At 57.4% G+C, this 21155-nt stretch carries 15 protein-coding genes; 5 read left to right on the top strand and 10 right to left on the bottom strand.

The genetic code is table 11. The annotated features are described in order from the left end of the window. Positions 1 to 208: 208 nt before the first annotated feature. From ASB66_RS24770 to ASB66_RS24755, 4 genes are all read right to left on the bottom strand, one after another. Positions 209 to 2401, bottom strand: a complete 2193-nt coding sequence (locus ASB66_RS24770; protein ID WP_060717656.1) for a methyl-accepting chemotaxis protein — start codon at positions 2399 to 2401, stop codon at positions 209 to 211. A gap of 286 nt (positions 2402 to 2687) precedes the next feature. Continuing rightward, positions 2688 to 5066: a methyl-accepting chemotaxis protein gene (locus tag ASB66_RS24765; RefSeq protein WP_081088998.1), complete on the bottom strand. Its 2379-nt coding sequence runs from the start codon at positions 5064 to 5066 to the stop codon at positions 2688 to 2690. Positions 5067 to 5195: 129 nt separating this feature from the next. Next, positions 5196 to 6845, bottom strand: a complete 1650-nt coding sequence (ettA, locus tag ASB66_RS24760; RefSeq protein ID WP_060717657.1) for an energy-dependent translational throttle protein EttA — start codon at positions 6843 to 6845, stop codon at positions 5196 to 5198. A 146-nt stretch (positions 6846 to 6991) separates the two neighbouring features. After that, positions 6992 to 7714: a ribonuclease T2 family protein gene (locus ASB66_RS24755; protein WP_060717702.1), complete on the bottom strand. Its 723-nt coding sequence runs from the start codon at positions 7712 to 7714 to the stop codon at positions 6992 to 6994. Positions 7715 to 7898: 184 nt separating this feature from the next. Between ASB66_RS24755 and ASB66_RS24750 the strand changes: the two genes are divergently transcribed. From ASB66_RS24750 to ASB66_RS24740, 3 genes are all read left to right on the top strand, one after another. Further along, the gene (locus ASB66_RS24750; RefSeq protein ID WP_060717658.1) at positions 7899 to 8849 is read left to right on the top strand and encodes an alpha/beta hydrolase; all 951 of its coding nucleotides are present in this window, start codon (positions 7899 to 7901) and stop codon (positions 8847 to 8849) included. 76 nt (positions 8850 to 8925) lie between these two features. Next, on the top strand, positions 8926 to 9897 hold the full coding sequence (locus tag ASB66_RS24745) for a DMT family transporter (protein ID WP_156545206.1): 972 nt from the start codon (positions 8926 to 8928) through the stop codon (positions 9895 to 9897). 31 nt (positions 9898 to 9928) lie between these two features. Further along, positions 9929 to 11581, top strand: coding sequence for a thiamine pyrophosphate-binding protein (locus tag ASB66_RS24740; protein WP_060717660.1), 1653 nt, complete (start codon positions 9929 to 9931; stop codon positions 11579 to 11581). A gap of 74 nt (positions 11582 to 11655) precedes the next feature. Here the strand turns inward: ASB66_RS24740 and ASB66_RS24735 are convergent, their stop codons facing one another. The 3 genes from ASB66_RS24735 to ASB66_RS24725 all read right to left on the bottom strand — a co-directional run bounded on the left by ASB66_RS24735 (position 11656) and on the right by ASB66_RS24725 (position 13346). Continuing rightward, the gene (locus ASB66_RS24735) at positions 11656 to 11997 is read right to left on the bottom strand and encodes a RidA family protein (RefSeq protein WP_060717661.1); all 342 of its coding nucleotides are present in this window, start codon (positions 11995 to 11997) and stop codon (positions 11656 to 11658) included. 76 nt (positions 11998 to 12073) lie between these two features. Further along, positions 12074 to 12409 (bottom strand): protein tyrosine phosphatase family protein, encoded by a 336-nt coding sequence (locus ASB66_RS24730; RefSeq protein ID WP_060717662.1) that lies wholly within the window; start codon positions 12407 to 12409, stop codon positions 12074 to 12076. Positions 12410 to 12512: 103 nt separating this feature from the next. Next, positions 12513 to 13346 carry an aldose 1-epimerase family protein gene (locus tag ASB66_RS24725; RefSeq protein ID WP_060717663.1) on the bottom strand — a complete coding sequence of 278 codons (834 nt, stop codon included), beginning with the start codon at positions 13344 to 13346 and terminating at the stop codon, positions 12513 to 12515. Positions 13347 to 13739: 393 nt separating this feature from the next. Here ASB66_RS24725 and ASB66_RS24720 point away from each other — a divergent pair, with 393 nt between their 5' ends. Then, the gene (locus ASB66_RS24720) at positions 13740 to 15077 is read left to right on the top strand and encodes a L,D-transpeptidase family protein (RefSeq protein WP_060717664.1); all 1338 of its coding nucleotides are present in this window, start codon (positions 13740 to 13742) and stop codon (positions 15075 to 15077) included. Positions 15078 to 15164: 87 nt separating this feature from the next. Here the strand turns inward: ASB66_RS24720 and ASB66_RS24715 are convergent, their stop codons facing one another. The 3 genes from ASB66_RS24715 to ASB66_RS24705 form a co-directional block, all read right to left on the bottom strand. Beyond that, positions 15165 to 15881 carry a ParA family protein gene (locus ASB66_RS24715; protein ID WP_015916544.1) on the bottom strand — a complete coding sequence of 239 codons (717 nt, stop codon included), beginning with the start codon at positions 15879 to 15881 and terminating at the stop codon, positions 15165 to 15167. A gap of 176 nt (positions 15882 to 16057) precedes the next feature. Further along, a complete protein-coding gene (locus ASB66_RS24710; protein WP_060717665.1) occupies positions 16058 to 17203 on the bottom strand; it encodes an iron-containing alcohol dehydrogenase in 1146 nt (381 codons plus the stop codon). Between the two features lie 316 nt (positions 17204 to 17519). Then, entirely contained in the window at positions 17520 to 19091 is a 1572-nt protein-coding gene (locus tag ASB66_RS24705; protein WP_060717666.1) for an amino acid permease, read from the bottom strand. Positions 19092 to 20003: 912 nt separating this feature from the next. Here ASB66_RS24705 and ASB66_RS24700 point away from each other — a divergent pair. Further along, positions 20004 to 21062, top strand: coding sequence for an ABC transporter substrate-binding protein (locus ASB66_RS24700; protein ID WP_060717703.1), 1059 nt, complete (start codon positions 20004 to 20006; stop codon positions 21060 to 21062). The last annotated feature ends 93 nt before the right edge of the window (positions 21063 to 21155 follow it).

Raw genomic sequence — 21155 nt, 5'->3', positions numbered from 1 at the left:
GCTCATGCCGCTTCCATCAATCAAGATATAAACATATCTTTATGTGATGTACGGAGTTTTCGCAAGCCCCAAATTGCCGTTCACTATCCTCCCAGCAGAGTGAATCAACAAAAATCCGCCGGTGACTGGTGCCACCGGCGGTATAGGAAGCCAAGCGTACTGAACCAAATAGGCTCGGCATCGCGGGATCGATTTTTCCGAACGAACTCTATGCCACCCGCTGGCGTGCGAAATCCGCCCGTCCTACGGAGGCCGTAGCACGGTCGGAATTCTGGTGACCCGTATTGAAATTCGCCAGTAGTTCCGCGAGCTTGGCTGCTTCATCGGCAAGCCCTGCACCGGCAGCATTCATCTCTTCAACCATCGCAGCATTCTGTTGTGTGGCCTGATCCATATGGTTGACAGCGACATTGACTTCGCCAAGCCCCACCGATTGCTCCTGGGCGGCCGTTGCGATGGCATCCATATGCTCGTTTATTTCCTCGACCACCTTCGCGATCGCGCCGAGGCCCTCGCCCGTATCGTTGACCAGCTTGACCCCCTCGGAAACCGCGACTTCCGAATTGCCGATCAGCTGTTTGATTTCCTTGGCTGCATTGGCGGAACGCTGTGCAAGCTCACGTACTTCCTGGGCAACGACAGCAAAGCCCTTGCCCGCCTCTCCGGCGCGCGCTGCCTCAACACCGGCATTCAGCGCCAACAGATTGGTCTGGAACGCAATTTCATCGATCACACCGATGATCTGGACAATCTGCCGAGACGCATTCTCGATCCGGCCCATCGCCGTCACTGCATTGCCGACGACGTTGCTGGACCTGTCGGCACGGCCGCGAGCATCCCGAACGAGATCACGGGCCTGACCGGTTCGCAACGACGTCGCCTTTACATTGGCGGTGATTTCTTCCAGAGCCGCCGCTGTCTGCTCCAGTGAGGCCGCCTGGGTTTCGGTCCGTTTGGAAAGATCGTCGGACGCATCAGAAATTTCACCGCTGCCATTGCGTACACCGCTCGCGGATATGCCAACGGAAATCAGAACCGACCGCAGCTGGTTGACCGATGTATTGAAGTCATGCCTCAACGCCTCGAATTGCGGTGCAAACTGCTCCTGGATTTCGCAGAGCAAATCACCCGCCGCCAACTGGCGCAGCCCGGCGGCCAGAGCTCCGGTGGCGCGGGCAAGACGCTCATTTGCCTCCGCCTCGGCCTTGGCCTGCATTTCCTCGCGCTCGATCTCGGCACGGCGGCGATTTTCCTGGGCCGACCGTTCCAGCTCATCGTTGCGAAGTGCTGCCTGGCGGAACACCTCGACGGAGTGGGCGATGTCGCCGATCTCATCTTTGCGGTCAAGATAGGGAATAGCGCTAGCCTTATCCCCCTCGGCCAAGCCGCTCATCCGGCCCGAGATCCGGCGAATGGCATTCGAGAGAATCCGCAGGACCGAAATGCTGAACAGTGCGGTGACCAAAACCAGAATGCCGAGGACCGTCACCATGAAATAGAGGGAGTTACGCGCGTCCGACAGCTGCGCGTCGGCAAAGGCGGCCAGGTCCTGCGACGTGGATTTGATCAAGCCGGCGACCACATCCCGCCGCTTGGCCATGATCGTGTTCCACGTGTCGAGATCGCCTGCGGCAGGTGTATATGTACGACCCGCAGCCATCGCATCGATGGCTTTCTGAACAGGTGCGGCATCGCTTCCTCGCCAGAACTGGTCATACTGGTCGATCAATGGCTTGGGCACGAATTGCTGCATCGGCTTCAAGTAGATCAGAGCTTTGTTGAATCCGGAATGGAAACGCGAGGTCTCTTCCGGAGACAGTGCGCCCTTCTGGGTATAAACTTGGCCGATCCGGTTGATAATCAGATAGGAATCATTGACCTGCAAGAGGGAATAATAGCCCTGGATACCTTGTGACAGCAGGCGGTCGTCGACCAGATTGGCAGCCCGGCCAGCCAATTCCATTCCCATAGCGGAAACAGGCTGGAGATATTTCAGTGGCATGATCGGGTCAACGCGGTCAGCATCAACAGCGGAGCGGAATTCACCGATCCGGGAAAAGGAATCAACGAGCCGGTTCTTCAGGTCGTTCAGGATTGCGTCATCATAACCAGCGGAGATGGCGTCGTCATAGGCGCTGACCACCTTCGCATAGGCCGCGTCTGATGTTGCCCGCGCCTCTTTCCTGGCCGCTGGCGGCGCCGCGCCCTCCAGAGGCATGACCAACAACAGATTGCCACCGGCCCGTGCCAGTTGCTCCAAAGTCACGGCCTTGGACGTTTTCGTATATTTTTCCCAGGCCTCCCAACTCAGGATGCCACCAAGGCCGATTGCAGCCAACAAAGGCACGATCCCAAGGCTCGTCAAAAGTACCTTAAACGGTAAAGCGGAAATAATGCGCATGAATACCCCCCAAAATCACAGGATTCGCCGCATCAAGCAGCAAAAAATCATAGTGATTTTCAATTTGCGAGAAATTTATTATTTTTCCGTAAGTAAATTACAACAAACGGAATCAACTTGAGGATGTGTATTTTGGATCTACAGCGAAAATGAGCATCACATCCTATGGATCGAAAAATGCTGTGGAAATTTTCCAGGCATAGTTTTTAAAAGCTGCGCCCCAGCCTCGTCTGGAACGAGAAGCCCCGCACCACAAAGGTACAGGGATTTTCAATCGGAGAGGATTTCAGAATTCTTCCCAGGCATCCTTCGAAACGGCAACGGCGGCGCTGCTTCGGCTCGTAGCGGCTACCGGTCGGCTGGCCCGCGACACGGGGTCTGCCTGCCGCTCCATACGGGCAGGCTTTGTCGCAGCCGCTTGGCCGGATCGCTGCACGCCACCTGTCGAGGCGAGAGACAAACCAGCCTTTTGCCCGCCTGTCTCGAAATTCGCCAACAATTCGGCAAGCCTGGTTGCTTCACTGGCAAGGCCCGCCCCCGCCGCGCTCATTTCCTCTACCATGGCCGCGTTCTGTTGGGTGGCATGGTCCATGTGATTGACGGCGGTATTGACTTCGCCAAGGCCAACCGACTGTTCCTGCGCCGCCGTCGCGATGGCATCCATATGCGCATTGATGGCCTGCACGAGTTCGGCGATTTCGCTCAGGCCCTTGCCGGTATCGTTCACAAGCCTAACGCCGTCGCCCACCGCCACTTCCGAATTGGCAATCAGCGCCTTGATTTCCTTGGCCGCATTGGCGGAACGCTGCGCAAGCTCGCGGACTTCCTGGGCAACGACGGCAAAACCCTTACCGGCCTCCCCGGCGCGCGCTGCCTCGACCCCCGCATTGAGCGCCAGAAGATTGGTCTGGAACGCGATCTCATCGATGACGCTGATGATCTGGGTAATCTTTGACGAGGCCTCTTCGATACGCCCCATGGCCGTGACCGCATTGCCTACAACCGCCCCGGAGTGTTCGGCGCGCGTGCGCGTATTGCGCACCAGATCTCGCGCGTCGCCCGTGCGTTGCGACGTTGCCCTGACATTGACGGTAATCTGCTCGAGTGCGGCAGCTGTTTGTTCCAGAGAGGCCGCCTGCTGTTCCGTGCGCTTTGCCAGATTGTCGGACGCCTGGGAGATTTCGCCGCTGCCATTGCGCACCGCATGGGCGGCACTTCCGACATTCAGCAAGGCCGATCGCAATTGCTCGACAGAGCGGTTGAAATCATGGCGAAGGGCTTCAAACCTTGGAGCGAATTCCTCGCGGATTTCACAGAGCATATCCCCGGCCGCCAGACGCTTCAAACCGGATGCGAGCGAACCTGTCGCGCGGTTCAGACGCTCCTCGGCCTCCGCCTCCGCAACGCGCTGAACTTCAATGCGTTCAAGCTCACCACGACGCCGCATCTCTTCGGTTTCGGCTTCGAGCAGTTTATTCCGAATGGCCGCTTCCCGGAAAATCTCGACGGAACGGGCCATGGCTCCCACTTCATCCTGACGAATGGTGAACGGGATATTCTTCTCCGTATTGCCCTCGGCAAGGGTTCGCATGGACAGTGTAAGAGTACCGATGGGAGCAACAACTCGCCTGACGACAATGACCATGCCTGCGATGGTCAAAAGAATTGAGCCAACGAGCAAGGCGCTATACAAAATGACCATGGAGAACGCGGTGTTCGCCAAAACATTCGCTTTATCGTCCACGACCTTCATCGCCGTAACCACCACACCGGCAATGCTGGCCTGGGCTTTGGAACTTGGTGACAACCATTTATCCAGCGTCAAATCAGTCGGCTCGCGGGCAACAACTTTTTTGTACAGACTGTCACGCATCTCCGCGAATGAGCCGCCGAAATACACAGCCTCGGCATTGCTAAGCGCCTGTTTCAATTCTTCCGGCATCGTCGAATGATTAACGAGTGCGCGAACCTGAAGCCAGCCGGACATGATTTTTGAATGCTGGTTTGCGACTTCGAGAACGTCAGGCATAGCGAGCGGCGTCTGCAGCGCGATCGCCTTGTTGAGGAGGATGTTTTCCGCGCCCGCCGCTGAGCGGGCGACCCAGGCATTGGTTCTGACCTGCAAAAGATCCGTCAGGCTGTTATCCAGCGTCCGAATGGCAGATTCGGTAAAAACCGAGCTTTTTTCGAGATCATCAAGCACGCTATCGCCATAGGAAAGCTGCTTTGCATTTAGCTCCTTATTGCGACTTTCCAGCGGAAGCGAAAATTGCGCGTCAAGCGGCTGGCGCATTGAGACGATCGTGTCGTAGTGCCCTTTGATCTTGTTCAACATCGCCGCGAATTCGGGGGTGCCGATAACGGTGACCGCCGCGGTAAAATCCTGCATTGCCGCGTCGACCTTCTGGCGATCGACAGGAACATCCTTCGCTGTCTGGCCAGCCTTTTCCGGGCTTGTGATAAAGACGGTATTGGTATGGCCGCGTTCCAGGCGGTAATTCAGCAGAAAATCGAACAGCGCCTTATTGACCGCCGTCAGTTTTGCGACATCGCGGAACACACCGAACTGGTTGTAAGCGACATAGAGCGATCGCGACACCATGGCGCCCAAGGCAATGCTGATAATAAGAAAGACTGAAACCAGAACGTTCCGTATAGAAAACATAATCCCCCCAAAGGCAGCAAACCCCTGGATGAATTTCATCACGCAAGCAACTAATATACTGTTAAAATTATGAGATCCAATAAGCAACCCTGAGATGAAAAAACATCTCAGGGTTGCCAACAATCACAATTACCGGGTCAGGCGCTTGTAGCTGACGCGCTTCGGGTTGACGCTTTCGGCACCCAACCGGCGGATCTTGTCCTTTTCGTAGTCTTCGAAATTGCCTTCGAACCATTCCACGTGGCTATCGCCTTCGAAGGCGAGGATGTGGGTGGCCAGACGGTCGAGGAACATGCGGTCATGCGAAATGATGATCGCGCAACCGGCAAAGCTTTCCAGCGCATTTTCCAGCGCGCCGAGTGTTTCGGTATCGAGGTCGTTGGTCGGTTCGTCGAGCAGCAGAACATTGCCGCCGGCCTTCAGCATCTTGGCCAGATGCACGCGGTTGCGCTGACCCCCGGAGAGATTGCCGACCTTCTGTTGCTGGTCACCGCCCTTGAAGTTGAAGGCACCGCAATAGGCGCGGGAGTTCATGTCGAACTTGCCGAGCTTGATGATTTCGGCGCCACCGGAAATTTCTTCCCAGACCGTCTTGTCGGCAGCCAACGTATCGCGGCTCTGATCGACATAACCAAGCTGCACGCTGTCGCCGACTTTGACCGAGCCTGAATCGGGCGTTTCCTGGCCGGTGATCATCCGAAACAGTGTCGTCTTACCGGCACCGTTCGGGCCGATCACGCCGACAATGCCGCCTGGCGGCAGTTTCAAGCTCAGATTGTCGATCAGCAGACGGTCGCCATAGGATTTGGAAATCCCGTCCAGCTCAATCACCACCTGGCCCAGCCGTTCGCTAACGGGAATGATGATCTGCGCATCGCCGGGACGCTGCTTTTCAGCCGCTTCCACCAGCTGCTCGTAGGACTTGATACGCGCCTTGGACTTGGCCTGACGGGCTTTCGGGCTGGAAGCAATCCATTCCTGTTCGCGCGACAGCGCCTTCTGGCGGGACGCATCTTCGCGGCTTTCCTGCATCAGGCGCTTGGCCTTGGCTTGCAGATAAGCCGAGTAATTGCCTTCGTAAGGAATGCCACGACCACGGTCGAGTTCGAGAATCCAGCCGGTGACATTGTCGAGGAAGTAGCGATCGTGGGTAATCATCAGCACGGAGCCGGGATATTCCCGCAGATGGTTTTCCAGCCAGCCGATGGTTTCAGCGTCCAGATGGTTGGTTGGTTCGTCGAGCAGCAACAGGTCGGGTTTTGACAGCAGCAGCTTGCACAGCGCCACGCGACGCCGCTCACCGCCGGACAGGCTTGTTACATCGCTGTCACCGGGCGGGCAGCGCAGCGCATCCATCGCCATTTCGACCTGATTTTCCAGATCCCAGAGGTTCTGGCTGTCGATCATGTCCTGGAGCTTGGCGCCCTCGTCGGCCGTCTCATCCGAATAGTTCATCATCAACTCGTTGTAACGGTCGAGGATGGCAGTCTTGGAGGCAACGCCTTCCATAACGTTTTCGAACACGGTCTTATCAGGGTTGAGCTTCGGCTCCTGCTCCAGATAGCCCATGGTCGCGCCTTCGGCGAGCCAGGCTTCTCCGGTATATTCCTTGTCGAGACCGGCGATAATGCGCAGCACCGTCGATTTACCGGCACCGTTAGGGCCGAGAATACCAATCTTGGCATCGGGATAGAAAGACAGGTTGACGTTCTCAAGGATCTTCTTGGCGCCATAGGACTTGTTAAGTCCGGACATGTGGTAGATGAACTGACGTGCCATCGGTAAAATGCTCCGCACGGGTAAATGGAATTGCCCGCTATGTAGGCGAAACCGCAAGCGGGGGCAATGCCGCCCGCGCAATTCCTTCAGGTCTTGCCCTGTTTACGGGATAGAATGCAGCCGCAATATTCGGTCTTAAAGCAGGCTCATTGCAGCCCAACCGGATCGACAATACCCTGGTTGCAATCAAACTTGGTTGAGCCTGCCGCCTGGATGCGCTCCTGCAGCGACGTCCCGGCATCGCCATCGCCAAGTCCTATGGTCAATTCCGTCACAATCCGTCTGTTACCATCTTGTTCGCAGCTCATCTTCACCCGCCGTCCAGCGCCCGTACCAAAGCTAGCATCAAACGCCGTCTGCACATCTTCCTGGGTGACCGCCTTGCCCACATTGGCGGCAAACAGCGCATTGACCGCCGAACTGTTCAGGGTCTCGATCAGCGCGATCGCCTCAGCGAAATAAGCTTCCTGACCAAGACCGGTGCAGGTGCCATGCTTGATCCATTCATGCCGTTCCAATGATGACTGCGTGCCGGGCATAACCCGGTCCAGCACTTGGCGGGTCGAGGCAGACAGGGTCACTTCCGGCAGATCGGTCCAGCGGCTTTTCTTGTCGGCATCGATATCGGCCTGATCAACACCGCAATAGTTCTGGCGCATCGGCCAAAGACCATGCAGGGTAAAATGGCTGGCATCGTAACGATCCGCCGTCTGGCTCTTGCATTCCGGCTTGTCCGGCTTGGTCTCGCAAAAACCCGGCTGCCAACTGACGGCCAGAATGCTGGTCGTCCTACCTTTTTCCGCTGCGAAAGACGGATGACAGGTCAGAAAGACCGCCGCAGCCAGACCCAGATAGTGAAAATGCTTCATGATGCTCTCCCCGAATCGCTTAAGGTCTTCATGGAACGGTTGAAACAGGCTTGCAACCCTGAATAACGGCATGAACCTGCCTTTCAGCAATTGCACTTGGCTGCAAAATCACGTCATTTTTCGGGGCGAAACGGGTTGAGACTCGCGATATATCATTCGCGTTCGGCACGATCGGGAGGACAGCATGTTTGACGAAACGCTTTACCTGCAAAGGCCGGATGGCGCCCGGATCGCCTACCATCATCAGGCCGGCAATGACGGCAAGGCCATTCTACTCGTCAATCACGGGCTGATCGAACATTCGCGCCGCTATCGCCGCTTTGCCACCTTCATGGCCGCTTCGGGCTTTCACGTCTACGCCCATGACCACCGTGGACACGGAGAAACCCAGGCCCCGGATGCACCACTTGGCCGCTTTGCGCGAAAGAATGGCGTTTCGCTGGTGATCGAAGACGCCAAGGCAATCCGCGATATGGCCAGTGCCAATCATCCCGGCCTGCCGGTTCTGCTGTTCGGTCATTCCATGGGCGGGCTGATCGCGCTGCGCACCGCCACTGAGTTCCCGGAGAGCTTTCAGGCGCTGGCCGTGTGGAATTCCAATTTCAACAACGGCATCGAGACCCGGTTCGCCCGGCTGGTTCTGAAGATCGAGCGGGCCTTGAAAGGCTCTGACGTGCCAAGTCTGCTGATGGCCAAGGCAACCTTCGAGGCCTGGGGCAAGTCCGTCTCCGGCAGGCGCACCTTGATCGATTGGCTGAGCCGCGATGACGCAGAAGTCGATCTCTACGCCAATGATCCGCTCTGCCGGTTTCAGGCCAGCAATTCCCTGTGGATGGACGTGCTTGACTTGACGGCGCAGACCGCCACCCTGCCCCGCCTTGCCCGGCTGCGGACCGACCTGCCCATTCATCTGGTCGGCGGCGGGCAGGACCCGGCCACCAAAGGCGGCGAGGCCACCCGCGCACTGGACCACCGCCTGCGGCAATCCGGTCTGACCGATGTGACGCTGACCCTTTATCCCGCCATGCGGCATGAAACGCTGAACGAAATTGGCCGCGACGAGGCCATGGCGGCGTTTCGGGATTGGGCGCGAACGGCGCTGGGCCTAGAGGCCGCTCATTCCTGTTTGGAATGAGCCTATAACAGAAAGTCACGTGCCGTCCGGCATGATGGACGGTATAGACAGACGATCAAAAGCGAGACAATCCCGCATGTCCACTCGACCGCGTGCCCCTTCAGGCACAACCAGCCAAGCGCCGTTGTTCTCCGGTGTCACGTTCGGACTTGGCATGATGGTGCTATCGGTACTGGTCACGCCGCTGGTGGATGTGTTTTCCAAGCTGGCAACGCAAACCATGCCTGCTGCCGAAATCAGCCTTGCGCGGTTTTTCTTTCAGATCCTTTTCATGCTTCCCGTGCTGATGATACGCGGCACATGGCTGAAACTGTCCTGGTCCAACACCCGCCTGCACATGATCCGTGGCGGGGTGCTTTGCCTGTCGATGCTGACCTTTGTTACGGCTCTCAGGACCATGGAAGTGGCGGATGCCGTGGCAATCTTTTTCGTAGAGCCGATCATCCTGACCATCTTGAGCGGCATTATCCTCAAGGAAAAAATCGGCTGGCGTCGCTACCTCGCCTGTGGCACCGGGTTTATCGGTGCCATGCTGGTGGTGCAGCCCAGTTTCCAGGAAGTCGGAGCCGTCGCCTTCCTGCCGATCATTACGGCCTTTTGCATCGCCATTTTTGCAATTCTGACACGGCTATTGTCGCGCCATCAGGACCCGTTCGTCATGCAGGTGGAAACCGGCTGCTGGGCCATGGTGTTTTGCACCATCATGATCGCCATAGGCCAGACGATGAACATCGCCATGTTCGATCTGGTCCAGCCAGACATGACCGGTACCCTCTGGCTTGTCTGCACCGGGGCCACCGCTGCCGTCGGTGGTTTGCTGGGCGTGTTTGCCTATCGCGCCGCACCACCCTCGATGCTCGCACCGCTGCAATATCTGGAAATCGTCACCGCCACCCTGTTTGGCTGGCTGGTCTTCCATGACCTGCCGGATGCGCTGAAATGGCTGGGCATCGCCATCATCATCGGCTCCGGCCTCACCATCATCTGGCGGGAGCGCAAACATGCATCCAGGCCTATTTCCGACAGCAGTGGGCCGCCACAACCTTAATTTCGGCCCAACCCCATCCAAGGATTACTCGATGAAAAGAACCGGCGGACAATTGATCGTTGAAGCCCTGAAGGCCAATGGCGTGAAGCGCGTCGCCTGTGTACCCGGCGAAAGCTATCTGGCGGTACTTGACGCGCTGGTCGATAGCCAAATTGAAACCGTGGTTTGCCGTCAGGAAGGCGGCGCAGCGATGATGGCCGATTGCTGGGGGCGCCTGACCGGCGAGCCCGGCATTTGCATGGTAACGCGCGGTCCCGGCGCCACCAATGCCTCAGCGGGCCTGCATATCGCCCGGCAGGATTCGGTGCCGATGATCCTGTTCATCGGACAGGTCGCCCGCGACATGCGCGAACGCGAGGCGTTTCAGGAAGTCGAATACCGCCGTGCCTTTACCGAATTTGCCAAATGGGTTGGCGAGATCGATGATGTGGCCCGTATCCCGGAATTTGTCAGCCGGGCTTTTGCCGTGGCCACCTCCGGGCGTCCCGGCCCTGTGGTGCTGACCCTGCCGGAAGATGTGCTGGTGGAAGAGGCGGACGCGCCAGAAGCCCGCCCCTATATGCCGGTGGAGGCCCATCCAGGCCCCAGCCAGATTGCCGCGCTTGGCGCGATGCTGGAAAAGGCGGAGCGCCCGCTGGTCATTCTTGGCGGCACCCGCTGGGACGAGGCCTCGGTGAAGGCGTTTGAGGATTTTGCCGCGCAGTGGAAACTGCCGGTCGGATGCTCCTTCCGCCGCCAGATGCTGTTTGATCATCTGCATGCCAATTACGCAGGCGATGTCGGCATCGGCATCAATCCGGCGCTTGCGAAAGAGGTGAAGGAGGCCGACGTGATCCTATTGCTGGGCGGTCGTTTTTCCGAAATGCCATCCTCCTCCTACACGCTGATGGACATCCCCTACCCCAAACAAAAGCTGGTGCATGTCTATCCCGATCCGTCCGAGCTTGGCCGGGTCTATCGCCCGGATCTGGCGATCTGCGCCAGCCCCAAGGATTTCGTTGCGGCTTTGGCAAGCCTCAAAGCGCCAGCCTCGCCGGTTTGGGCCGAGCGGACAAAAGCCATGCATGCCGCCTATCTGACCTGGTCCACGCCGCCCACGACCGGACCCGGTGCCGTGCGGATGGGGCCGATCATGGAATGGATCGAAGCCAATACCGCCCAAGATGCGATCTTCACCAACGGCGCTGGCAATTACGCCACATGGCTGCACCGCTTCCATCGTTTTCAGGGCTACAACACTCAGGCGGCTCCCACCTCCGGCTCGATGGGCTACGGCCTTCCTGCCGCCGTGGCGGCCAAGGCGCAGTTTCCCGAACGTGAAGTCATCTGCTTTGCCGGAGACGGTTGCTTCATGATGCATGGGCAGGAATTCATCACCGCCGTGCGCTACAATCTGCCCATCATCGTTTTGCTGATCAACAACAGCAGCTACGGCACTATCCGCATGCATCAGGAGCGCGAATACCCGGGCCGCGTCAGCGCAACCGATCTGGTGAACCCGGATTTCAAAGCCTTTGCGCAGGCCTATGGCGGTCATGGTGAACTGGTGGAAAAGACTGAGGATTTCGCAGCGGCGTTTGAGCGGGCACGCGCTTCTGGAAAGCCGTCGCTCATCGAAATCAAGCTGGATGCGGAAGCGATTACGCCGACCCGGACGCTGACTCAAATTCGTGAGAAAAGCTGACAAACTGTTTAAAAGAAAAACAAAAAGGCCGGAGACAATCCCGGCCTTTTTTTCATCCAAGATGTGAAGTACGATTAAATCGCAGCCGTCACGATGAACTCGACCTTGTAATCCGGGGTTGCCAAAGCAGCTTCGCTGGTGGCGCGGGCTGGCGGGTTGGCGGGGTCGATCCAGCTTTCCCAGACAGCGTTCATTTCAGCGAAGGTGGACATGTCGGAGAGGTAGATGATGGTTTGCAGGATCTTCGACTTGTCAGAACCGGCAGCGGCCAGCAGGCGATCCACTTCGGCCAGCGCCGACTTGGACTGTTCGGTGACACCAGAGCCTTCACCGACCTGGCCAGCCAGATAGACGGTATTGCCGTGGACGACAGCACCGCTCATACGCTTGCCGGGCTCGATACGCTTGATGGACATGGACTATCTCCTTGAGGTTATGAAACACGAAAACGCTGCGGGTTTTGCCGCAGCGTGGGTAAGTTTTTTTGACCGCTTAGCGCTGGCGCAAGCTGTGTTCGTAGGTCGCCGTGGAGCGGGCACCGGAGCGGCAATAGCCAAGCATCGGGCGCTCCAGATCATCCAGCGCGTCGACCATGGCGGCGACGGCATCCGGCGTGACGCCCATCGGGCCAACCGGAATATGGCGGATGGTTAGCCCCAGTTCCTCGGCCCGCGCAGCAATGGCGGCAAAATCCGGCTGGCCGGGCTCTTCGCCATCCGGGCGATGGCAAACGATGGATTTGAAGCCCAGCGCCTTGATATCATCCAGATCATCGAGACTGATCTGACCGCTGACGGAATATTCCTCGTTGATCGGCCTGATATTCATCGTCGCATCCTTTTCAAAACCGGCTTAATCGAAACCGGCCAAACATTTACGATGTGGATACCGGGGCGTCAACGCCGCAAGCGGATTCCAGACGAGCCGGATCTCATATGAAGAAGAAATCCAGCCCGAATTCACGGCTCTCACCGGGCGCCAGCATGTCGAGTTCGCCGCCCTTGGCGAGATCGTCGCGTCCAACCCAGCGATGCGAGACCGGCTCGATGCCCACCACATTGGCGGGAGCCTGCTGGTTGCGCCAGATTTGCAGGAAGGGCAGACTTGCCGTGTCAAAACGCACCACCAGCGTCAGCCCGCCAACCGAGGCGATTGGGCCGAGCCGAAACTCTGCCCAGCCATCCGCTCCCGCGGTGTCGTCGTTGGCGGCGACGCAGAACACCCCGCCCGGCTCTGCGCCAAAACGCCAGCCGAAACCGCCTTCCTCCAGCATTGCCCCTTCCATCCGCACCGCATCGTCGAACAGTTTTGCGGCAACATTCATGTGGTACATCAGCATGGCGGGAAACGGGGTTTGGCCGCTATTGGTGATCCGGTCGCGCAACGCGACAACACCGGCTTCAGCGTCGATGCGCCAATGGCGCTCCAGAAGCGACTGGCCGCCATCGGCATGGCGCACTGGAATTTCAGCCCGGCATTCGGTGTCGTTCTGGTCAATAATCCTGGCCGGATGCGATGAAAACGAGCCATGCAGCGGGTAGCGTCGGTCGCTGCCATCGCCAATCGGTTCCGGGTGACGAATATGGTCCGGGCCGCAGGTGAAGAGAAAACCTTCCAGGGAATGGTCGATACGCGAATCGCCATCATCAGGAATGGCCCGGTGCGGCGAAAGATCGACCCCATCGATGATCAAGGTGCGAATATCCAGAACCGATGTCGGGTCCAGTTCAACGATTGGACCCTTGGTTGCCTGTAGCTTCATGATTCGTCTCCTCCTGCAATCCGCATAGCATTAGCGCGCCAATGGCGGCCTATGCCATGTCCTACACCGTGTAAAAACGCAGTAGTCCCTGCTTTTACCGTGTAAAACTCTGTTAATTCTGAGGGACTGACGTAATCGCATCGGTCATCTTGTCGTTCACTAGCTCTTTGTTTATGCACCGATTTTTCCAAACTTGGCTGGGGCCTCTATCTGGAGCGATGCATAAGGGTTTAAGAGTTTCTTCACTTCGTTTTCATTTTTCCATATTAGCGTCAAAATTACGGTGTCTCAGCGCATGATAAGCAATTGTCCATGCTTTGGCGCAAGCGCCTCGATTTCCCCTGAACCGGATAGGGTTTGGGGCGTTATGCAAGAAACCAACCGGAAAGATCACCCGTGCAGCCGCTTTGGAAAACTGGTCTCATCGTCGTCGCGCTTCTCTCAACCGTGTCGCAGCCTGCGCTGGCGCGCAGCCCCTATAACGGGCAGAACCCGAATACCGTGCTGATTACTCCCTCAGGCGAGGTTCTGGATTTCGTTCCCGAACAGGGCTCGGTGATGATCAGCCGCGACCGCATGGGCCGCACGGTGTTGATCGACCGCTCCGGCAATCTTATCGCCACGGAAATGCCTGCCGACATGGTCTATGGCCGTGCCGACCGTAACCGCTATCCCAATGATTATTATCCTCCAGCTCCTTCTGGCGGCGGCTATGACGATGAGGACATGGCGACTGGCGGCATTCCCGAGGATCAGCCCGTTGAGCGTCAGCCGCTCGGCCAGGGCTATCCGCAAAACGTCAATCATGACCCCGCGGTAAGCGACGATGCTCTGGCACGGCCCGCTTCCCCTTCAACCGCGGCGCCGTCGACGCTTGGCAGCAGCGGCAAGGCCAAGCCAGAAATCACAGCACTTCAGGTGTTTCTTGCCCGCGAAGGGTTTTCGCCGGGCGCTATCGACGGCCATATGGGCATGAATGTTCAAAAGGCGCTGGAGGCCTGGCAGCAGAAGACCGGCGAAACGCTGAACCCTAACGACACCGACGCCATCATGGAGCGGCTGCGGATGAATGGCGGCCTGCCTTTCACCAGCTACACGCTGACCGCCGCCGATGCAGCTGGTCCTTATGTGGCGGAAATTCCTGAGGATTACAGCCAGAAGGCTGCGATGCCATCGCTTGGCTATACATCCACGACGGAAATGCTGGCTGAGAAATTCCACATGGATGAGGGCTATCTGAAAGCGCTCAATCCCGGTGTCGATTTCACTGTTCCCGGCAGCACCGTCAAAGTGGTCAGCATTGGCCAGCCCCATAGCGGACGGGTTGCTCGTATCGTTGCCGACAAGGGCCGCAAACAGGTTCTGGCATATGGCGAGGATGGCCAGTTGATCACCGCCTATCCGGCCAGCATCGGCTCTAACGATACGCCATCGCCGTCCGGCACGGTGCAAGTGCAGCGCGTTGCCTTCGATCCCGGTTATACCTATAATCCGAAGGTGAATTTTCAGCAGGGCGCCAATGATAAAGTGCTGAATATTCCGCCAGGCCCGAATGGTCCGGTTGGCACCGTCTGGATTGCCCTGTCCAAGCCAACCTATGGCATTCACGGCACACCGGAGCCCTCCAAGATTGGTCGCACCCAGAGCCATGGCTGCATCCGCCTGACCAATTGGGATGCAACGGAACTGGCCAAGATGGTGCAGCCGGGCGTTACCGTAGAATTCGTAGACTGAGTACGGTCGATCTTAAACAACAGAAAACGCCCCGCCGACGGTTGTCGTAGCGGGGCGTTTTTATGTGGCTTCTATCAATTATAAGTCTCAGGCGGCATCGCCAATCAGCCGCAAAAGGCGCGGGCGCAGGCTGCGCACCACTTTTACCGGCAAAAGATGGACGACTTCCGCAGCAAAAGCGCGTGAATTGTCCTGGGCCTTATCCAGATTGCTGACCTTGGCCGGATCCATCGAATAGACCGTGCCGCCGGTCTCGAAAATATCACGGAAGGCATTCCGCTCGGCAATCGGCGTATTGATGACATTCACCCCACGCGCCGCCAGCAGGCCCTTGATGGCGAGAAGCGCCCGTGTGGTGACCATCGAGGCGACCCGCGTCAGAACCACTGAATGTGGGATGACAAGATTGCCGGCGATCCGCATCTGCTCGATCAGGTCAAGGATCTGGGCGGCACCCTTGGCATCCATGGCACAGCCCTGAACGGGGATCATCACATGGTCAGAAAGCCCGATGGCCATGGTGACGATGGCGTCCCGCGCACCGGCAAGATCGATAATAACGTAATCGGCAGTTTTGCGGCCTTCCCGGATATGGCCCTGCAATGACCCAACGCTGACTTCGGAAATGACTTCGATATTGTGCTGCAACCCGGCGGCTTCCGACCATTGGGTAATCCAGCGTTGCGGATCGGCATCGAGAATACAGATCCGGTAGCCCTGATGGGCAAGTTCTGTGGCAAGCAGCAGCGCCGCTGTGGTTTTACCTGCGCCGCCCTTGGCATTGGCAAATGAGATGACTGGCATTGGTGTCCTCGATGCTATGATTGAGCCACTCATCGCTCTAACAGGCACCCGGCTATTCATGGCGCCCGGTTAATACATCCTTGCTAAAAATGGTTAATAAATAGCAAATGACATATATCAGTTCTTGTGAATGAAATTCTAGGTTACCTTGCTTGCCGTAAGCTGGAGCCAGATTTTCAAAAACATTCCGCCAGCAATGCGGTGGTATTTTCCAAAGTCATCTTGACGGGATTGCTCGCGGCACTTGCATCGCGGATCGCCATGGCGGCCAGGTCGTCCAGCCGGTCACCCGGCACGCCAAGCTCGCTCAGATTATGCGGAATGGCGAGATCATCACGAAACACCATCAGAAAATCATGGAAGCCATCAAAGCCGCCCTGGATTTCCAGATAGCCCGCCAGTTTCTCGATCTTGCGCTCTATCGCCTTGCGGTTGAAAGACACCACCATTGGCATCAGCACGGCATTGGTTGTGCCATGATGGGTATTATAGACCGCGCCGATCGGGTGCGACAGCGCGTGAATGGCCCCCAGCCCTTTTTGCAGGGCAATCGACCCCATGACCGCCGCCGACATCATGTTGAGCCGGGCTTCCAGATCCACCGGATCACGATAGGCTTTGGGCAGAAACTCCTTGACCAAACGCATCCCCTCGATGGCGATACCCTGGCCGAGTGGATGGTAGACCGGTGAACAATAGGCCTCCAGGCAATGAGCAAAGGCATCCATGCCGGTGCCAGCCGTGATGGATTTCGGCATGCCGACCGTCAGTTCCGGGTCGCAAATGACGATTGCCGGAAGCATTTTCGGATGAAAGATCGCGGTCTTAACGCGGGTGACGGTATTGGTGATTACGCAGGTGCGTCCCACTTCGGCACCGGTCCCTGCGGTAGTTGGCACCGTCACAACTGGCAGGATTGCCGCCTCGTCGGCGTCGCGCCAGCCTTCGGTGCCAGCGGCGAAATCCCAGACAGATCGGGTCTGGCCAGCCATGAAAGCCACGCATTTACCCAGATCGATCCCCGACCCACCGCCAAAGGCGACAACGCCGTCATGACCGCCTTGCCGAAACGCCACTAGACCGGCTTCCAGATTAAGCTCCGTCGGATTGGGCTCGACATCAGCAAACAGCGCGTAGTCAAGCCCAGCATCACTCAACGTTTCCTGCGCCACCCTGGTAATCGCCAGCGATGCCAGCCCGCGGTCGGTCACCAGCAGCGGATTGCGCATACCAAGAGATTTGCAGGCATCGCCGAGTTCTTCTATTCGCCCGCGCCCAACCCTGATGTCGGTCGGATAACTCCAATTCGCATAGGTTTTCATGGTCGCATCACTCCTTCCACCGGAGGATCGAAGAGGGGATCGGAAAAGGCAAAAAGGAATAGCGAGGGTCATGCCGCTGCTTGCGTCTGACCAGTGCAAACCTCAGAGAATTTGAACCTCCCGAATGCGGGCTTTCCTCCTCACCCACACCAGCCATGGTAGGGTATCTAATATAAATAACTACTAATCAAAAAGGGAAAATCGGTGGCTTCGCCACCACAATTTCAAATTTCAAAAGAAAATAGCCTCACACGTTTATTTAGATAAAGAGAGGTCGCCGATCCGAGCGACCTCTGTTGATGTCAGGTCAGGCTATTTAGCCTTGGCCAACAGCCTTTTCCGCAGCGGCAATTTCCGCCTGCCGTTTCGCCACTTCGTCGCCAATCGGCGGGCCCTTGAAGCGACGTTGCTCGAACAGAACCCAAATCAGCGCCGTCAGCGCCAGGAAACCGACAGTGATATACAGCGCCCACTGGTTGGGCGGCTGTACGCCGATGATGAAGATGGCCACCATGGCCAGGATGACCAGCAGCCCGACAAACCTGTAGGCGCCAATTCCCATGTTCCATGGCCCCATTTTCGGCCATTTCGCCGTACCGATCACCTTCATGCCGAGCACAATGGGAATGGCGAAGGACAGGAACAGGAAAATCACCGTGCAGGAGACGACAATTGTATAGGCCGAGGCCCCGGCAATGGTGACAAGCGAGGCACCCCAAACAAACAGCACTGACAAAACCGCCCCGACCCAGATGGCCGTGGCCGGAGTGCGAAACTTCGGGCTGACGCTGGACAGTGCCTTGGAGGCAGGCAGGCCGCCATCGCGCGAAAAGGCATAGATCATCCGTGATACCGAAGTGACGGTTGCCAGACCGCAGATGAACTGCGCGACGAAAATCGCCAGATAGAGGATATTGGCAACAACCGGGTGGGTAACGCTGTTCAGCGTCCAGAAGAACACGTTCCAGCCCTGGGCTGCGGCTTCATTCATATCGGGAATGGCCAGAAGGAAGGCCAGCAACATGATATAGCCGAACAGCGATGCCCAGAAGACCGAGGAAATAATCCCCTTCGGCACCGATTCCGAAGCCTTGATGGTTTCCTCCGACGTATGGGCGGAGGCATCGTAACCGGTGATCGTATAGATCGGCAACAGCAGGCTGAGAGCAAAAATATACCAGACACTGCCGGTTTGCGGCCAGACAGGCGCATCGCCAGCCGGTGTGCCGGAATAATTGGTGAAGGTCCAGATGCGAGAGAAATCCCAGGTTTTTACACCGATCAGGCAGACGATTGTCAGCGCAATGGCGGTGATGAAGATCAGATAGCCAGAGAGATCCGTCAGCTTGGCGGTGAGCTTGATGCCGAGGTGGTTGATCAGCGCCTGTGCAGCGGTAATCGCCGCCACGAACAGGATCTGATTGGCAAAGCCGCCTGCCGTCGTCGTATCGACATTGATGCCGAACCAGCTGGCAATTGAACCCGCAAAAAAGCCCCAGGTGCCGACATTGATGGCGCCGAGCACCGTGACCAGGCCGATCAGGTTGAACCAGGCCGTCACCCAGCCGGTGAACCGGTTGCCGAGGATCGAGCCCCAGTGATAGAGCCCGCCCGCCGTTGGATAGGCCGAGGCGATCTGCGCCATGCCGAGGGCGAAGACGCCAGAAATCAGGCAGCCCAGCGGCCAGCCAATGCCGATGGCCGCCCCACCGGCCCCGGATGTCGCCTGGGCCAGCGAATTGATGCCGCCGGACAGAATACAAATGATCGAGAAGGAAATCGCAAAGTTCGAGAACGAACTCATGCGCCGCTCCAGCTCCTGCGCATAGCCCATGGAATGGAGGATATGCAGGTCTTCCTGCTTATCGACGTCGCTATAACCGGTCATGATGACCCCCAGTTAAGCCAAGGTAAAACACCTCGGCAGCCTCTGCCTTTCGGTTTGCCGATTGTTACCGTTGCAAACCGCACGCAGTCTTCGCTGCTCCCTATGGATCTTGTTATCTTGAGCCGGACCGGCATGGCCGGATGGCTTTGAGACCTGTCACGATCCGGTGATACAGGCCCCTGTTTTCAGTGTTTGTCTAAAATCAATTTCGGTCGAGAAAAAAATCAACCTCCAGCTTTCCAAATGCCCATGCAATTCACATGCCTGTTCGCGCCATTCCCCAGCCTGCAACCGTCGCGACACCAAAGAATGCCGGGAAGACGCCTCATGAAACCCCAATATAGGCACGGACACCAAGACCCGGATGACGACGTACATCGCACAGTCCATTCCGTCCGGTACAGCCACAGGACTGCATTTTCCAGGAATGAAAATTATTTTTTATTTAAAATCAGATAATTAATAGGCCACCTCCGATCATTGCCTCCGTCTGAACCGGGAAAATTCAATTTTTCCGGTTGGGGCAGATTGACTCGATGACCCTCTGTCGTCTTATCTTTGCGCCATAAACCGGCAAAGACCGGAGGGGAACAATCGACGCTTGCAGATACCTGTCATCTCAGCAGCAACGCGCGCAAAATCGAGGGTTATGGCTTCTACCTGCCCGGCCAGTCCATCCATGCTGTCAGCGATACCGCAGATTGTTTCCAAGAATACCGTTGCAGAAATACTTGCTGATATGCCCGTTATAGCAGTGCTCGCCCACCCTATCCGTCACATAACTATCATCTGCGCCCCCTATGCAGTCGCTCGGCTTACCGCAGACAATTTTGCAGATCAAAGATTTGCAGATCCACAAGGAGGACACCCGTGAACATCCGTTTGCACCGCATTCTTTCCCTCTCAACCGCCATGGTCGTTGCATCGGCCGCCTATGCGAGCGCCGAGCCAAGCGCCGAGCTGATCGCAGCTGCCAAAAAAGAAGGCATGCTGACCACCATCGCCCTGCCCCATGACTGGTGCGGCTATGGCGACGTGATCGCTGGTTTCAAGAAAAAATACCCTGAGATCAAGGTCAACGAACTGAACCCGAATGCAGGTTCCGGCGACGAAATCGAAGCGATCAAGGCCAATAAGGGCAATACCGGCCCGCAGGCCCCCGATGTTATCGATGTCGGTCTGTCCTTCGGTCCTGCCGCCAAGAAAGACGGTCTCGTTCAGCCTTACAAGGTCTCCACCTGGGATTCGATCCCGGCTTCGGCCAAGGATGCAGACGGCTATTGGTATGGCGATTATTACGGCGTTTTGGCCATCGGTGTGAACAAGGATATCGTCAAGGACGTTCCGAAGAGCTTTGCCGACCTGACCGCTTCCAAATATGCCAATTCCGTTGCCATGCCTGGCGATCCACGCACCGGCAACAGCTCGATGATGACGGTCTATGCCGCTGGCGCCGCGCAGCCTGGCAAAGCCGGTGCCGATGCCGCAAAGGCCGGTATCGAGTTCATGAAGTCGCTCAAGGAAAAGGGCAATCTCGTGCCGGTCAACGGTTCGGCCCAGAACATGGCGCAGGGTACCACGCCGATCCTGTTCGACTGGGACTATAACGTGCTCGCCATGCGCGACAAGCTGGCTGGCAACCCGCCGATGGACGTTGTCGTTCCCTCGGATTCGGTCATCGCCGGCGTTTACGTTCAGGCGATTTCGGCCTTCGCACCGCATCCGAATGCTGCCAAGCTGTGGATGGAATATCTCTATTCCGACGAAGGTCAGCTTGGCTGGCTGGCTGGCTATTGCCATCCGATCCGCTTCAACGATCTGGCTGAAAAGAAGAAGATTCCGCAGGCCCTGCTCGACAAGATGCCGGATGCCGCAGGCTATGCCAAGGCGATCTTCCCGTCCCTCGACGAACAGTCTGCCGCCAAGGCCGTCGTTGCCTCGGATTGGGCAAAGCAGATGGGCGCGCAATAAGTTAGCGCCAGTGCTGAAATTTCACTCCACCTTTGCGCAGGCCGGTTTTTACCGGCCTGCGCGGCTCATTTGAAGGGAAAAAGTGGCATGACC

The organism is Gillisella vitis, from assembly GCF_001541345.2.
Classification (GTDB): domain Bacteria; phylum Pseudomonadota; class Alphaproteobacteria; order Rhizobiales; family Rhizobiaceae; genus Allorhizobium; species Allorhizobium vitis.
The sequence above is the reverse complement of the archived record's forward strand: the minus strand, read 5'-3'. Positions and strand labels throughout refer to the sequence as shown.